The 15,387-nt window shown below is 36.4% G+C and carries 19 protein-coding genes; 14 read left to right on the forward strand and 5 right to left on the reverse strand.

Features of this window, described 5'->3' with window-relative positions:
• Nucleotides 1-51 precede the first annotated feature (51 nt).
• Together PLX19_RS01550 and PLX19_RS01555 are read right to left on the reverse strand one after the other, a co-directional pair.
• On the reverse strand, nt 52-930 hold the full coding sequence (locus PLX19_RS01550; RefSeq protein ID WP_272186755.1) for an alpha/beta fold hydrolase: 879 nt from the start codon (nt 928-930) through the stop codon (nt 52-54).
• Between the two features lie 15 nt (nt 931-945).
• Nucleotides 946-1,785 (reverse strand): GNAT family N-acetyltransferase, encoded by an 840-nt coding sequence (locus PLX19_RS01555; protein ID WP_272186756.1) that lies wholly within the window; start codon nt 1,783-1,785, stop codon nt 946-948.
• 236 nt (nt 1,786-2,021) lie between these two features.
• Between PLX19_RS01555 and PLX19_RS01560 the strand changes: the two genes are divergently transcribed.
• Both PLX19_RS01560 and PLX19_RS01565 read left to right on the forward strand, forming a co-directional pair.
• Nucleotides 2,022-3,407, forward strand: a complete 1,386-nt coding sequence (locus PLX19_RS01560; protein ID WP_272186757.1) for an alkaline phosphatase — start codon at nt 2,022-2,024, stop codon at nt 3,405-3,407.
• Between the two features lie 62 nt (nt 3,408-3,469).
• Nucleotides 3,470-3,946 carry a hypothetical protein gene (locus tag PLX19_RS01565; RefSeq protein WP_272186758.1) on the forward strand — a complete coding sequence of 159 codons (477 nt, stop codon included), beginning with the start codon at nt 3,470-3,472 and terminating at the stop codon, nt 3,944-3,946.
• An 80-nt stretch (nt 3,947-4,026) separates the two neighbouring features.
• Here PLX19_RS01565 and PLX19_RS01570 read toward each other — a convergent pair whose 3' ends face one another.
• The gene (locus PLX19_RS01570) at nt 4,027-4,677 is read right to left on the reverse strand and encodes a GTP pyrophosphokinase (RefSeq protein WP_272186759.1); all 651 of its coding nucleotides are present in this window, start codon (nt 4,675-4,677) and stop codon (nt 4,027-4,029) included.
• 361 nt (nt 4,678-5,038) lie between these two features.
• Here PLX19_RS01570 and rpmG point away from each other — a divergent pair, with 361 nt between their 5' ends.
• The 4 genes from rpmG (at nt 5,039) to PLX19_RS01590 (ending at nt 8,659) form a co-directional block, all read left to right on the forward strand.
• Entirely contained in the window at nt 5,039-5,188 is a 150-nt protein-coding gene (rpmG, locus tag PLX19_RS01575) for a 50S ribosomal protein L33 (protein WP_272186760.1), read from the forward strand.
• A gap of 161 nt (nt 5,189-5,349) precedes the next feature.
• A complete protein-coding gene (locus PLX19_RS01580) occupies nt 5,350-6,831 on the forward strand; it encodes a YcdB/YcdC domain-containing protein (RefSeq protein ID WP_272186761.1) in 1,482 nt (493 codons plus the stop codon).
• Between the two features lie 118 nt (nt 6,832-6,949).
• Nucleotides 6,950-7,660: an RNA polymerase sporulation sigma factor SigK gene (gene sigK / locus PLX19_RS01585; RefSeq protein WP_272186762.1), complete on the forward strand. Its 711-nt coding sequence runs from the start codon at nt 6,950-6,952 to the stop codon at nt 7,658-7,660.
• 219 nt (nt 7,661-7,879) lie between these two features.
• Complete coding sequence (locus PLX19_RS01590) at nt 7,880-8,659, forward strand: phosphatidylserine decarboxylase (RefSeq protein WP_272186763.1); 780 nt, start codon at nt 7,880-7,882, stop codon at nt 8,657-8,659.
• Between the two features lie 132 nt (nt 8,660-8,791).
• On the opposite strand, the gene PLX19_RS01595 is transcribed toward PLX19_RS01590, so the two are convergent.
• The gene (locus tag PLX19_RS01595; protein ID WP_139207688.1) at nt 8,792-8,947 is read right to left on the reverse strand and encodes a sporulation histidine kinase inhibitor Sda; all 156 of its coding nucleotides are present in this window, start codon (nt 8,945-8,947) and stop codon (nt 8,792-8,794) included.
• A gap of 383 nt (nt 8,948-9,330) precedes the next feature.
• On the opposite strand from PLX19_RS01595, the gene PLX19_RS01600 reads away from it, so the two are divergent.
• From PLX19_RS01600 to PLX19_RS01635, 8 genes are all read left to right on the forward strand, one after another.
• Complete coding sequence (locus PLX19_RS01600) at nt 9,331-9,843, forward strand: YqeG family HAD IIIA-type phosphatase (protein ID WP_272186764.1); 513 nt, start codon at nt 9,331-9,333, stop codon at nt 9,841-9,843.
• A 3-nt stretch (nt 9,844-9,846) separates the two neighbouring features.
• Nucleotides 9,847-10,953, forward strand: a complete 1,107-nt coding sequence (yqeH, locus tag PLX19_RS01605) for a ribosome biogenesis GTPase YqeH (RefSeq protein WP_272186765.1) — start codon at nt 9,847-9,849, stop codon at nt 10,951-10,953.
• Between the two features lie 14 nt (nt 10,954-10,967).
• Nucleotides 10,968-11,801 carry a shikimate dehydrogenase gene (aroE, locus tag PLX19_RS01610; RefSeq protein ID WP_272186766.1) on the forward strand — a complete coding sequence of 278 codons (834 nt, stop codon included), beginning with the start codon at nt 10,968-10,970 and terminating at the stop codon, nt 11,799-11,801.
• Nucleotides 11,802-11,805: 4 nt separating this feature from the next.
• Nucleotides 11,806-12,105, forward strand: coding sequence for a ribosome assembly RNA-binding protein YhbY (gene yhbY, locus PLX19_RS01615; RefSeq protein ID WP_272186767.1), 300 nt, complete (start codon nt 11,806-11,808; stop codon nt 12,103-12,105).
• Between the two features lie 103 nt (nt 12,106-12,208).
• Nucleotides 12,209-12,778, forward strand: a complete 570-nt coding sequence (locus tag PLX19_RS01620) for a nicotinate-nucleotide adenylyltransferase (protein ID WP_272186768.1) — start codon at nt 12,209-12,211, stop codon at nt 12,776-12,778.
• Nucleotides 12,768-13,337 (forward strand): bis(5'-nucleosyl)-tetraphosphatase (symmetrical) YqeK, encoded by a 570-nt coding sequence (yqeK, locus tag PLX19_RS01625; protein WP_272186769.1) that lies wholly within the window; start codon nt 12,768-12,770, stop codon nt 13,335-13,337. Before PLX19_RS01620 ends, yqeK begins: the two co-directional genes overlap by 11 nt.
• On the forward strand, nt 13,334-13,690 hold the full coding sequence (gene rsfS / locus PLX19_RS01630) for a ribosome silencing factor (protein WP_272186770.1): 357 nt from the start codon (nt 13,334-13,336) through the stop codon (nt 13,688-13,690). Before yqeK ends, rsfS begins: the two co-directional genes overlap by 4 nt.
• Nucleotides 13,687-14,436, forward strand: coding sequence for a class I SAM-dependent DNA methyltransferase (locus tag PLX19_RS01635; protein ID WP_272186771.1), 750 nt, complete (start codon nt 13,687-13,689; stop codon nt 14,434-14,436). Before rsfS ends, PLX19_RS01635 begins: the two co-directional genes overlap by 4 nt.
• 94 nt (nt 14,437-14,530) lie before the next feature.
• Here PLX19_RS01635 and comER read toward each other — a convergent pair whose 3' ends face one another.
• Nucleotides 14,531-15,355, reverse strand: coding sequence for a late competence protein ComER (gene comER / locus PLX19_RS01640; protein ID WP_272186772.1), 825 nt, complete (start codon nt 15,353-15,355; stop codon nt 14,531-14,533).
• Nucleotides 15,356-15,387: the final 32 nt, after the last annotated feature.

Here is a 15,387-nt window from a genome sequence, read left to right on the forward strand (position 1 = left end):
TTCCCCCGATTGTATCACAAGTTTTCTTTTGTTAGGAATTTTTGTAAAAAATTATAACTTAGTAGGATACTTCGTGAAAAACTCATCAACATACTGTATAAACTCCTTCGGCTGTTGACGAAACGGTGCATGTTCGCCTTCTTCGATAATATGAAATGTACTGTTTTTTAAGAATTGGTGATATGTTTCGCCTTTTTGCCAGGCAACGCTTTGATCATGTCTTCCCCAAATAAGTAACGTTGGTAATTGGATTTCATCTGCGTTAATGCGTAAACGACGCGGCCACATTTTACCGAGTTCATCATGGTGTGCTGTATCGTCACGATTGTTCTTTACTTCTCCTTCGCGAAATTCTTTCGGAGTAGAAACTGTACTTAAATCATTTGATAATTTTGGTTTTGGAGATCCTTTCCCGTGTTGTAAAGTTTCTGCTCCTATTGCATCCGATAAAATAAGGTGAGTTACTGCATCTGGATATAAGTATGTTAAATTTAAAGAAATTTCTCCGCCCATAGAGTGTCCTAATATAGCGAATGTATCATAGCCTAATTTTTTCATTAATTTATAATATAAGTTTGCTTGGTTTGGGAAGGAGTAGCGAAAATCCATCGGTTTTGAAGAATGACCGAAACCTAAAATATCAACAGCGATAACGGTATGATTTTTTCCTAAATCGGGATAAATATCACTAAATCCATTTGATGAACCTCCAAAGCCGTGAAGCATAAGTAAAGGTGGTTTATTTTTACCGATTTGTTTAAAGTAAATAGTTTGTCCGTCAATTTCAATCATTTTTTCTTTCGTTTCTAGTTTTGTTTCAATTGTTTCTTTTACTTGTGTTGCTTTTTCTGTTTGTTTTTCGATTGTACTGCAGCTCGTTAATGTTGTGAGGACAAAACAGCTGAGCATGTAAAGCTTCCATCGTTTCAAAATGTTTTCCCCTTTCTAGCATAGCGCTGCATCCATCATGGCATATATAAAATCTCGCTTACCAGGGAGGGTTTCTCCGTTTTTTATCATGAAAGGAGAGAGCAGCGTTTCTTCAAACTCAAATGGTAACAGTTTATCTCTAAAGCTTTTTTGTATATGTGGAACATCAATGCGAACAGTTCCATTCCATTGGTTACATATGGATAGCAGTAAATACAAGGCGTCCTCTTCGTTGCTAGCGATAAGTGGAGTAACACATAACGTATCTCCTTTTCGGATACATAACGCGAAAGCTTCAAGTCTATCATTTCTTTCGACTTTTAATGAAAGGTGTGCTCTATGTAACAGCTTTGAATATAGATCAGGGCGATAAGCGCCGCTTGCTTCGTAATCGAATTGAATAAGTGTATTAAGGTCCTCACTTGTGATTGTACGAGTAGCAAAGGAACCAGGTTTTGCTGTTGTTCTATTTCGTTCCAATCGATGAATGGAAGTAACTGTGTTAAATCCGTATGTATGATATAAAGGCGTACCAGCATCCGTTGCAATGAGTGTAACAGGTTGCAATGGGGGAGCATTTTTTATACAAATATCTAGTAAAGAACGTCCTAATCCCCTTCGCTGAAAATCCGGATGAACAATAAGCATACCAATAGAAGTAAACCCTGTTTTATATGGAAAAACAGCAATACAAGAGACGAGCTGTCCTTCGTTATCATGACCAAATAAATTACCGACGGAAAGGTACGTCTCGAATTGCCCCTTCATAAATGAAATATTGTGTAACCATCCTACAGCATCGCAAAGAGATAAAAGCTGTGATATATCAGAGTGATTTAATATTTTTACTTTCATATATCATCCCCCCTTAAATTTCCATATGTTAATCCATTTTAGCATATGAATTCAAAACATTCCGTTTACATGAAAAAATAATGCTAGGCAAAGAAATAAAACGACAAAGAAATGCACATTGTAACGATAATCACCAACAATTAACAAAACATTTACATTTTTCTAATTTCCCCTTAACAGTTTTCCTTTACATTAGGTAATGGGGATTGAATTAACTAATTAGGGGGACTTATAAAGTGAAAAAATTTATGAAGAAAGCATGGCCATTTGCAGTTGTTTCATCGTTAGCACTTACTTCGGTTGTTACATGGAATATGACACGTTCAGAGGTCATTAAAGCAGACGAAAAAGAGAGTGATGCAAAGATTAAAAATGTAATTGTCTTAATAGGAGATGGGATGGGCCCTTCTTATATGACAGCACATCGTTATATGAAAGATAACCCAAAAACATTTGAGATGGAGCAAACGGAATTTGATAAACACCTTGTAGGAACACAGGTTACATATCCAGAAGACGAGCATCAAAATATTACAGACTCAGCTTCTGCTGCTACTGCAATGTCATCAGGGATTAAAACATATAATGCAGCTATAGCGGTGGATAATGACAAAACAAACGTAAAGACAGTACTAGAGCAAGCGAAAGAACGCGGGAAATCTACAGGTTTAGTTGCAACTTCTGAAATTACGCATGCAACACCAGCAGCTTTCGGTGCACATGATGTAAGTCGGAAAAACATGGATGCCATTGCAAATGATTACCTCGATGAAAAAATTAATGGTAAGCATAAAGTAGACGTTCTTCTTGGTGGCGGTGTAAATAACTTTGTAAGAAAAGATCGCAATCTTACAGAAGAATTTAAAAAAGATGGTTATAGCTATGTAACGGATCGTCAGCAATTATTAAATGATAAGAGTGACCAAATTCTTGGTTTATTTGCACCAGGCGGTTTTGATAAAATGATTGATCGCAATGATAAAGCGCCTTCTTTAGCAGAAATGACGAACACAGCGATTGAGCGTTTAAATAAAAACAAAAATGGTTTCTTTTTAATGGTAGAAGGTAGCCAAATTGACTGGGCTGGTCATGATAATGATGTTGTTGCAGCGATGAGTGAAATGGAAGACTTTGAAAGAGCATTTAAGGCAGCGATTGAGTTTGCGAAAAAAGATAAACATACATTAGTTATAGCAACTGCTGATCATTCTACTGGCGGCTTCTCTCTTGGAACAAAAGGCGAGTACAATTTTGATGTAAAACCAATTAAAGCAGCAAAACGTACACCTGACTTTATGGCGGCTGAAATCGCTAAAGGGGCAAGTGTTGAAGAAACATTGAAAAAGTATATTGATTTAGAATTAACAGCAGAAGAAATTAAATCAGTAAATGATGTAGCGCCGTCAAAAGATGCAACAAAAATTGACAATGCAATTGAAGCAATCTTTAATAAGCGTTCTTATACAGGATGGACAACAGAGGGTCATACTGGTGAAGATGTTGGTGTCTATGCATTTGGACCAGGGAAATATTTATTTGCTGGCGTTCAAGAAAATACAAACTTAGCAAAACGTGTATTTGATATTATTGGCGGCGGTGACCCAAATAAAGGTCGACGCTAATATGGAGAAAAAGCGGGGCTTCTTTGCCTTGCTTTTTCTTTTTTATTTTGGAGGAGAGAGATATGAAACGAATACTAAAGAGATTAGGAATTGTAGGGATCATAAGTCTTCAATTATGCGGATGCAGCTCACAAGAAAAAGTGCAAGATACAATGAAAAAGGAAGAAAGGGTTTATAAAGAAGAGAAAAATAAAAAGGTGACAAATCCTATACCAGAAAAAGAAGAACAAGCAATTAAAAAGTTAATAGATTCCTATATTCAAACAATAAATGAGAAAGATTTTGAGGGACATATGGCACTCTTTTCAACGAAATCATTAGGATTAGAAGATACAAAAGCACAAAAACAAGCAGAGTTTAAAAATAAGAATAAAAAAATCGACCTATTGGATTTTAATGTAGAAAACTTTGAAGGAGAGTATGCTGTTATAAAAACAAAAGAGAAAGAAGAATCCATTCAAAGGAAATTGCGTTACACCGTAGGAAAAGAAAATGGTGTATGGAAGATAGAAGATGTTCGTGTAATGGGGGAAGGATAAAGTGAAACTTCCATCAGTGGGGGATCTTACTGCACACGAATAGCGGGATAAAAAGAAGTTCTCCAAATAGAGAACTTCTTTTACACAGGTAATAAAATGCGCTCGGAACACGCTTCGATTTCATCGATATCTTGACGGATAGATGCCATCTTATTATCAAGTTCTTCAGCTTTCATAGCAGCATCATGTAATTCGTTTTTTAAATACTCAGGGATATTTCCTTCATATTTATAGTACATTTTATGTTCTAAACTCGCCCAGAAATCCATTGCTAGCGTACGTAATTGAATTTCTGCAAAAACATCTTGTGTTCCAGAATTTAATGCTAATGGATACTTAATAATCATATGGAGACTTTTATAGCCATTTGGTTTTGGCGTATTAATATAATCTTTAACTTCTACGATTTCCATATCTGTTCGTTTTTCAATCAATTTTTTTAAATAATAAATATCTTCCACGAAACAACATGTAATTCGAATGCCAATGATATCGAATAAATGCTGTTGAGCGTTTTCAACAGTTGGTGTTAAGTGTTTTCGTTCTAGCTTTTTAATAATACTTTTTGGTTGCTTTAATCGTGTTTTTATATGTTCAAACGGGTTGTAGTCTTCTAGAAACTGAGCTTCCCGGTTCATAATTTCGAATTTTGTTTTCAGTTCTTCAAGAGCAAATGTATAAGGTAATACAAATGCTTTCCAGTAATTAACTGTTGTTTGGTTATAATCCATTTTCTACACACCTTTTTCTTATTTGGAAAATAAGGTTGCTTACACTAAATACCATATCATATACGCACATGCTGCGAATGATGAGATCATAAAGCGATAACGTGTTTTCATGAGAGGTCCCTCCTTTGTTATGGAATTTATTGTATGTAAACTCTGTATACTCTTATACTAATCGATTGATGTGAATTTCGTATGAACAAATTGTTTCAGTTTGTTGTCTTTTTTGAATCGTTTACAAAAAAATAAGGAGAATGGTGTTTTTTTAATATGGAATTGACAAAGCGTATAATAAAGTTTGTGATATAAATCATAACGATTTCGTTTTACGAAACGGAATGAAATTTTTAGGAGTCACACACTTATGCGCGTAAATATTACATTAGCTTGTACAGAATGCGGTGCCCGCAATTATATTACAAAGAAAAATAAACGAAATAACCTAGAATGTATTGAACTAAAAAAGTACTGTCCACAATTAAAACGAGTAACATTGCATCGTGAAACGAAGTAAACGACTAGGGATTTTAGTCATTTTTTTGTTGGATAGGGATTACGACCTTTATTAGGTAATCAGCTATAATTTCGCAAATTCCTACTAATCCCATTTATACAAAATAAAGATAATTTCGTGTGATATGATATAGATGTATTTTTTACCATAGGGGGAATATGATGAATCAAGTAGATAGGAAAAGAATACAACAGGTAGCACATATTGTTGAAATTCCACATGATTATACACTTGTTGTTGATGATGAAAGCGTAAATGAAGATGTTCATTTATTATGGTGGGAGAAACAGGAGAATCCTGAAGAATACATTCAAGTTTGTTTCCGAAAAGAAACAGGAGAGTTAATGGAATTATCTATCCATAAAGAAGGTGTTACAAAGCAGCTAAGTATAAGTAAAGAGCAAGGAAAAGGCATTGCGGATGCATTCTTGCAGCAGCATGCACCGCATACATATAAAGAATGTACGGTTATTTATATAAATGAAAGAAAGGCAAGTATAGTGATTGAATATAGGCAGGAAGTAAATGGCTATTCGTTGCCTCGAACAGGTTTTGTAGTAGAAGTTGATTTAGATGGGAATGTTAGGAAATTTAGAAACAATGGCATAAAGGAAAAACCATTGTGGCCTAGTTCTATTGTAGAGAAAGAAGTTGTGACAAAGCAGTTGAAGCAAAGGCAGAGTATGGAGCCTGTCTTTATCCAGCTTTCGAATTCGTTGTTTGAGTGGGAGGATGGCGAAATAGAACAAGGTTATTATCTTGTATATGAACCGATTCCTGCACATGCTTTTATTGATGTACATACTGGAGAAGACTGGCATGATCGTAATCATTATGTGATTGAAACAAAAGAATTGCCAGCTTTAAGTGAGAAACCGCAACTAGCAGCAAATATCGATCGTTTATTTCATATAGATAAGAACGTTATGAAGAAAGTACACGAAGAAGAGGGAGAAACAGATAAGAAAATTATTTGGGCAAAGGTACCAGATCAACAAGAGGATGCAGAAGAAGATGACAAATCTTTTGATGCGTACTGGAAGAAAACGTTTCATATATTCCAGTATGAAACGTCAATTACTGTGAAAGTGGATAAAGAAACAAATGAGTTGCTTGGATATTATGAACGGGGAAACGACGTAGGAAACCCTGTATTAACTCGTGAGCAGTGTTTTGAAAAGGCGCTACAATTTTTAGGGAAGGTATTTCCAAATTACGAACAATATCTTCGTGTTTGGAGTAATCAAGATGATCCTGATGAAGAAGATCCAGGGCACTTTCATTTTTACGTATATGTAAATGATGTTCGAATAGAAGGTGAGTTGGTACGCGTCGTTGTGGACGGAGAAACCGGCCACATAAGAGCGTATAGTGGTACGTCGCAAAGTCTTATTCAAAAGCTGCTCACTTATGACAAGGAAGTGAAAGTGAGTGGAAAGCAAGCGTTAGAGCGGTATTGTCAATCGCTTCGGGCAGAATTAAGGTGGTTTGAGGAAAGTGAACAAGAGCCTCCACAGTATCGACTTATTTATAGTCAAACAACGGCAGAAAACAATAAAGAATATAATGGGGATTATAGCAATAGACGAGAAATTCGCTATATAGATGCGAGTACGGGAAAAGCAATTTGGTGGAAAGTTTGAAACAAATGCATTTAAATAATGAATGTTTTTCGCTTTGTCTATAAAGCTGTACAGACACAAACAACCACTCGCCCACATACATATAGTAAAGACCACTATTTTTGCGGGGGTGAAGAGGTTGAGTCTGTTCGCCGCAATTGGATATATGATTCGTGAAATGTTTGTATTCGTATCGTATGTCAAAAATAATGCATTTCCACAGCCATTGTCGCCTGATGAGGAAAGGAAGTACCTGGAGCTTATGGAGCAAGGGGATGCGCACGCAAGAAATCTCCTCATCGAACATAATCTGCGTCTTGTAGCACATATTGTGAAAAAATTTGAAAATACAGGAGAAGATTCAGAAGATTTAATTTCCATCGGTACGATTGGCTTAATTAAGGCAATCGAAAGCTATTCGCAAGGAAAGGGAACGAAACTAGCAACATATGCAGCTCGTTGTATTGAAAATGAAATCTTAATGCATTTACGGGTATTAAAGAAAACGAAAAAAGACGTTTCTCTTCATGACCCAATTGGACAGGACAAGGAAGGGAATGAGATTTCCTTAATCGATATTTTAAAATCAGAATCAGAAGATGTAATCGATACGATTCAACTAAGTATGGAGCTTGAGAAAATTAAAGAGTATATTGACATATTAGATGAACGAGAAAAAGAAGTGATTGTAAACAGATTTGGTCTTGGTATGGAGAAAGAGAAAACGCAGCGCGAGATTGCGAAAGCACTTGGTATATCAAGGAGCTACGTATCACGTATCGAGAAGCGGGCATTAATGAAGATGTTTCATGAATTTGTTCGTGCAGAGAAGGAGAAGAAGGGGAAATAGTAAAGAAGAAAAGTGCTTGCTTTTATTCGAAAGCAGGCACTTTTCTTATTGGATAAAACGAAACTCCTATGATAAATCCATGTTCACGGTTGAAAATGATGGGTTCTATCTGTAATATTAAAAGGTGCTAATAATTTATGATATAGAAATAAGAATAGGAAAAACTACATGTAAGGGTCTTATTACAACATTATATATCATGGTAGGGGGTTTCGCAGTTTGCGACGTACGTTATATCGATTATTGATTGAACTTACAAACGGTCGTTTTACGTCCTATATATTGCGTAAATTTGCACAGTCTCGTTTAAGCTCAATGATTATTCCATCTTATGCGAAGGTATTTCAAATTAAACAAGATGAGATGGAGAGGGGTTTAAAAGAGTATCAAACGCTTCATGAATTATTTACGCGTAAATTAAAAGAGGGCAAACGATCAATTGATACAGAAGAGTCTGCTATTGTGAGTCCGGTTGATGGCGTTTTTGCAGATCATGGTCCCATTAATGAGACAAAAATGTTTGAGATTAAAGGAAAACAGTATTCAATTGTAGACATGCTTGGTACGGATGAAAGGGCAACGCGTTACGCAGGTGGTACATACATGGTGATTTATTTAAGCCCAAGCCACTACCATCGTATTCATAGTCCGCTTTCTGGTACAGTGACAGAGCGTTTTGTACTTGGAAGGAAGTCATATCCTGTTAATGCAGCAGGTATGAAATATGGAAAAGATACGTTGTCTAAAAACTATCGCTCTGTAACAGAAATAGAGAGCGAAGGCGAGCGGATGGCGCTTGTTAAAGTAGGTGCAATGTTTGTAAATAGTATTGAACTGTTGCATGAGAGAGAAACTATGCAAAAAGGTGAAGAGATGGCCTATTTTACATTTGGCTCGACAGTCGTGCTATTATTTGAAAAAGGTATGGTTGAAGTCATTCAATCATTAGCTAGTGGACAAGAGGTTCGTGTTGGTGAGAAAGTGGCAACTCGATTATAAAAGAGCCGTCTTATAAGATGGCTCTTTTTACAGGTGAAGCAGTATCTATTTTTCTCACGTAATAAAGGGGAGCTTGTTCAACTAATTATCAGTGGTTAAATGTGACCGACGGAAGTTTTACTGTATATATGCTTAAGACGATTTTAAAAGCTTGTCCTCTAATGAGCGTCTAATGATTTCTTGTTTAATAAGTAAAATGAAGTCAGGATTTAATTTTAGTTCTTTTGCTTTATAATAAGACTCAGTGAGTAATTCAGTAGATAACTGTTCCATATGTTTCGCCGTCAAGGCGGTTCACCTCCTGCGAAAAAGGAAATTTGTCTCATTTAATGTACCAAAAATTGTCTTATGTCACAATCTGTTGGTTATCCACACTCTATCGTGGATAAGGTGTGTAAGAATTGTTGATAATTTTTGAATTAACTGAATTTGACAAGAGGGAAATTGTGTACAAGTTTATCCACAGATGCATAATCGAAAAATGCTGTCGAAAAATTTTCTCCAATTTTAACGGACAGTAGCTGTTAGATGATTTATCCTGCTTTAACAGAAAATCATGAGAAGAATGACTTCCTGTAAGAGCCCGATAAGTTCAGTTAACCATTTTGAGAGAAAATCGTTCTCAAAATGGAAGTTGAACTATATAAAACTCCTCAAAGAGGTGAAAGAGATTGAGTTTATTTTTACCGAATGAATACGTGAAAAACGTGTATCATATTCAGCCTGAAGAATTGAAAAACCGAGGTGTAAAAGGAATCATTACTGATTTAGATAATACCTTGATTGAATGGGATCGTCCAAATGCGACACCGCAATTGGAAGAATGGTTTGCGAAAATGAAGGAACACGACATTCAAGTGACAGTTGTTTCGAATAATAACGAACAACGTGTAAAAGATTTTGCTGATCCACTAGGTATTCCGTTTATTCATAGCGCCCGTAAGCCACTTGTTCGTGCTTTTAAACAAGCGCTAATGAAAATGAATCTACGTGCGGAAGAAGTAGTTGTAATTGGAGATCAAGTATTAACAGATGTGCTTGGTGGCAATCGTGTTGGGTTGCATACGATTTTAGTTGTTCCAGTTGCAAAAACAGATGGATTTATGACGCGCTTTAATCGGAAAATTGAGCGTAGAATTATGCGTAACATGAAGAAAAAAGGTTTAATTAATTGGGAGGAATAAAGTTTGACTGAGACGTTTAAATGTATTGGATGCGGCGTTGCCATCCAAACAGAAAATAAAAATGAAGTTGGTTATGCACCCGCTTCTTCGTTAGAGAAAGAACATATCATTTGTCAGCGTTGTTTTCGCTTAAAGCATTACAATGAAATCCAAGATGTGTCATTAACAGATGATGATTTTTTACGCATTTTAAATGGGATTGGACAATCGGATGCATTAGTTGTTAAAATTGTTGATATTTTTGACTTTAGTGGAAGCTGGCTTCCTGGCCTGCATCGCTTTGTTGGAAATAATAAAGTACTTCTTGTCGGTAACAAAGCAGATTTAATTCCAAAATCAGTAAAGAAGGAAAAGCTTACACATTGGATGCGATATAGTGCAAAGCAACTGGGCCTAATGCCAGAAGATGTTTTCTTAATTAGTGCAGCAAAAGGTCAAGGTATTGAGGAGCTTGCAAGTGCAATTGAACAATATCGTAATGGGAAAGATGTTTATGTTGTTGGATGTACAAACGTTGGGAAATCAACGTTTATTAACCGTATTATTAAAACGTTTAGCGAGGAAACGGAAAATGTCATTACGACATCACATTTCCCAGGTACAACGCTGGACTTAATTGATATTCCGCTTGATGAAACGTCATCTTTATATGATACACCAGGTATTATTAATCATCATCAAATGGCGCATTACGTTGGGAAACAAAGCTTAAAAATAATTACGCCAACAAAAGAAATTAAGCCGATGGTCTTTCAACTGAATGAAGAACAAACGTTATTCTTCGGTGGACTAGCACGATTTGATTATATAAGTGGCGGTCGTCGTTCGTTTACTTGTCATTTATCTAATCGTCTTACGATTCATCGTACGAAGCTTGAAAAAGCAGATGCATTGTATGAAAAGCATGCCGGAGAATTATTAAATCCGCCAACACCAGAAGAACTTGAAAACATGCCTGAGCTTATAAAGTATGAGTTTACCATTCGTGAACCCAAAACAGATGTTGTATTTTCAGGTTTAGGATGGGTGACGGTGAATGAAGCTGGTGCAAAAATTGCAGCACATGTACCAAAAGGAGTTAGTGTTTCATTACGTAAATCTTTAATTTAAAGTGGTGAGGACTTGTGAAACAATTATATGGTGTAATTGGAAACCCAATTGGACATTCCTTATCACCGCTTATGCATAATGATGCATTTGCTCATTTAGAAATGGATGCACATTATCATGCTTTTCTCGTTCAAGAGAGTGAATTAGGCGAAGCGGTGAAAGGATTGAAGGCACTTGGAGTTGTTGGATTTAATGTGACAACACCGCACAAAGTTTCGATTATGCAGCATTTAGACGAAATTGATCCTTTGGCAGAACAAATCGGTGCGGTAAACACAGTACTTCATAAAGAAGGAAAATTAATTGGCTATAATACAGATGGAATAGGGTATGTTCGTTCATTGCAATCTATTAGTAAAGAGCCATTAACGAACAAACGTATTTTACTGCTCGGAGCTGGCGGGGCGTGCCGTGCAATTTATTATTCACTTGCAGATGCTGGTGTGAAAGAGATTGACATTGCAAATCGTACAGTAGAGAAAGCAGAGCAGCTTATTGCAGATTGTAGAAGTGAAGTCGTGTCTTTGGCACTTTCCTTAGAAGAAGCAACAGATAAGCAAGCACTGTATGATATTATCATCCATACAACGACAGTAGGGATGCATCCTCATGTCGAAGATACACCGCTACGCATTCGGAATTTGAAAAAAGGAAGCATTGTATCTGACATTATTTATAATCCGTTTAAAACAAAGTTATTGCAAGACGCGAAGGCACATGGAGCGATTGTACAAAACGGCATTGATATGTTTGTTTTTCAAGGCGCACTTGCATTTGAAATTTGGACGGGACGTTTGCCAGATATAGAACGAATGAAACAAATAGTAATGAAAAAGCTTGGAGGCTAAACACATGTTAACAGGAAAACAAAAACGATTTTTACGTGCAGAGGCGCATCATTTAACGCCAATTTTTCAAGTTGGTAAAGGCGGCGTAAATGAAAATATGGTAAAACAAATTGCAGAAGCGCTAGAAGTACGCGAGTTGATAAAGGTTAGTGTACTGCAAAACTGCGAATTTGATCGCCATGAAGTAGCAGAAGAACTTTCGCAAGGTGCAAACGCTGAACTTGTACAGGTTATCGGAAGTACAATCGTCTTATATAAAGAATCAAAAGAAAATAAACGTATTGTGTTACCAAAAACAAAGTAACGATTTCTAAAAGTTAGTTGAACCAATCGAGTTCGTATAGGCTTCTCATTTTGTCATAAATGAGAACTACCACTTATAAGGACGAGGTAAAGGGGCGTTTTCTTTGAAGAGAATCGGGATTATTGGCGGGACATTTGACCCGCCGCATAATGGACATTTGTTAATTGCAAATGAAGTGTATGATGCATTGGGACTTGATGAGGTCTGGTTTTTACCAAATCAAGTCCCCCCTCATAAACGAGATAAGGATGTTACAAGTGTACGTAATCGTTTAGAAATGATTCATTTAGCAGTTGAACAAGACAGGTATTTCTCTATTTGTTTAGCGGAACTGGAACGAGAAGGTCCGTCTTACACATATGACACTATGTTACAATTGACAAAGGAGCATCCAGACGTTCAATTTTATTTTATTATTGGCGGGGATATGGTGGAGTATTTACCAAAATGGTATAACATCGATGAATTGTTAAAGCTCGTTACATTTGTCGGTGTTGCTCGGCCTGGTTATACACTTTCTACGCCTTATGACATTGTAACGATAGAAATTCCGGAATTTGCTATTTCTTCTTCGCTTCTTCGCGAACGTTTTACAAAGAAGAAGACGTGCAAATACTTGCTTCCTAAAGGGGTACAGGAATATATTGAGAGGAATGGGCTATATGGATCGTAAACGGGCACTTGAAATTGTGAAACAGCAAATGCATGAAAAGCGTTATATTCATACAATTGGTGTTATGGAAACGGCTATTGAACTTGCAAAGCAATATGGTGTTGATGAAAAAAAGGCAGAAATGGCAGCGATTTTTCACGATTATGCAAAGTGTAGACCGATTTCAGAAATGGAAGAGATTATTAAGCGAGAAAATTTGCCAAAAGATTTATTACTTTATAATAAAGAATTATGGCATGCGCCAGTTGGGGCATATTTAGTAGAACGAGAAGTCGGTATTACAGATGCTGACATACTACAAGCTATTACGTATCATACGAGTGGACATGAACAGATGACGAATCTTGATAAAGTGATTTACGTGGCGGATTATATTGAACCTGGTCGTAAGTTTCCAGGTGTTGAAGAAGCACGGAAGCTAGCACGAGAAGATCTCAATCAAGCGTTATTATATGCTTTAAAGCATACGATACAATTTTTAATGGAAAAGAATCAAACGATTTATCCATTAACATTTCAAACGTATAATGCAGTCATTAAGGAGGACCTTACGAAATGAAGGACAGAGAATTATTAATATTGGCAGCGCGAGCAGCTGATGATAAAAGAGCAGAAGATATTGTTGTGTTGAACATGCAAGGGATTTCCCCGCTTGCTGATTATTTTGTAATTTGTCATGGTAACTCAGATAAACAAGTACAAGCAATTGCTCGTGAAGTAAAAGAACAAGCACATGAAGTACAAGTTGATGTAAAACGTATGGAAGGCTTTGAAGAGGCACGTTGGGTACTTGTTGATCTTGGTGATGTTGTTGTACACGTATTCCATAAAGATGAGCGTGATTATTATAATTTAGAGCGTCTATGGGGCGATGTACCGCGCGAAGATGTTACAGAAGAGTTAGGTCAATGAGATACGAACAATTTGCATTGTTATACGATGAACTAATGAATGATGTCCCATATGAAAAGTGGGTGGAATTTACGGAACAAAGCTTGGGGCAAATTGGTAAAACAGATGCGAAAATTCTTGATGTTGCTTGCGGAACAGGGAATGTTACGTTACCTCTTGTACAAAAAGGATACGATGTAACAGGGGTAGATTTATCAGAAGAAATGTTAACAATTGCTCAACAAAAGTTAGGTGAAGAAGGACAATTTATTCCTTTTTATCAACAAGATATGCGTGAGTTAGATGTTCCAGGCGAGTTCGATTGTGTAACAATTTTTTGTGATTCGTTAAATTATGTACTAGAAGAAGAGGGCATCCAAGAGACATTCCGACGTGTGTATCATCATTTGCGTCCAGATGGTTTGTTTTTGTTTGATGTGCACTCTCTTTATAAAATTCATCACGTATTTCAAAATGAAACGTATACAATGAATGAAGATGAAATCTCTCTTATTTGGAACTGTTTCCCAGGTGAAGGGCCAAATAGTGTGGAGCATGATTTGACATTTTTTGTACGAGATGAAGAAGAGGATGTGTATCATCGGTTTGATGAATTGCATATGCAGCGTACATATCCTGTTGAAGAACTGACGAAGTGGCTTGAAAACGCCGGTTTTACTGTTCTCCGTGTAACAGGAGACTTCGAAAGAATAGAAGTCACAGAACAAACAGAGCGAATCTTCTTTGTCGCTACAAAAAATGCATAATAAAAAAGCAACCATTCTCGGTTGCTTTTTTATTAATAGCAAAAAATAAAATATTTTATGAAGGAATATAGTTGTTTCTGTCGTAAAAGATATATTAATGTTTATTAAATTGCTGTTCTATGTGCTCTACATCCTCTTCATACTTTTCATGTGTTCGTTTTAACACCTTGTTAAACAAATCTCCAATATGTTCGTCTAAGACACGAATCCCTTCTCCTGTTATACCTCCTTTTACGCAAACTTTCTCCTGTAAAGTTGGTAAGGTGAAAATTTGCTTTTCTAGCAGTTTTCCCATCCCGATAATCATTTCACTCGCTAAAATAGTAGCTTCTTCACGTGTAATATTTGTTTCCTCTACAGATGCGTCAATAAAACGTTGTAATAAGTAACTGAAAAATGCTGGGCCGCAGCTTGCGATATCGGATGCTACTCTTGTGATATTTTCTTCAATGATGATAGGTTTAGAGATTTTTTGAAACAAGTTCAATATACATCTTTGCCATTCTTGTGAGCAGTTTTTTCCGAATGTGCATAAAGAGCCCCCAGCTAATGCGCGATTTGTAATACTCGGAATAATACGAGCAACGTGACAAGATACAATCGTTTCTAATTGCTCGGTAGATATGGGACTTGTAATAGAGATTAGACATTTATCGTTGGTAAGAATTGAAGCGTGCTTTGTCAAAATAGTGTGTATGTCTAATGGTTTTACACAAATAAAAATGAGTTCAGAGCGTTCGATTACTTCTTGGATTGTTTTTGCTATATGAATAGAAGGATACTTCTCTTTTATATGATATGCTTTTGCGAAAGTACGATTAATGATGGTAAGACACGAAGGTTTGACAGCACGGGCTTCGATACATGCATCAATAAGTATATTCCCCATATTTCCTGTTCCTATTATTCCTATGTTCAATGTTTCATCCCCTCCTTCGTAACATCTTTCTC

It is taken from the genome of Bacillus sp. BP-3 (assembly GCF_028401955.1).
GTDB lineage: Bacteria > Bacillota > Bacilli > Bacillales > Bacillaceae_G > Bacillus_A.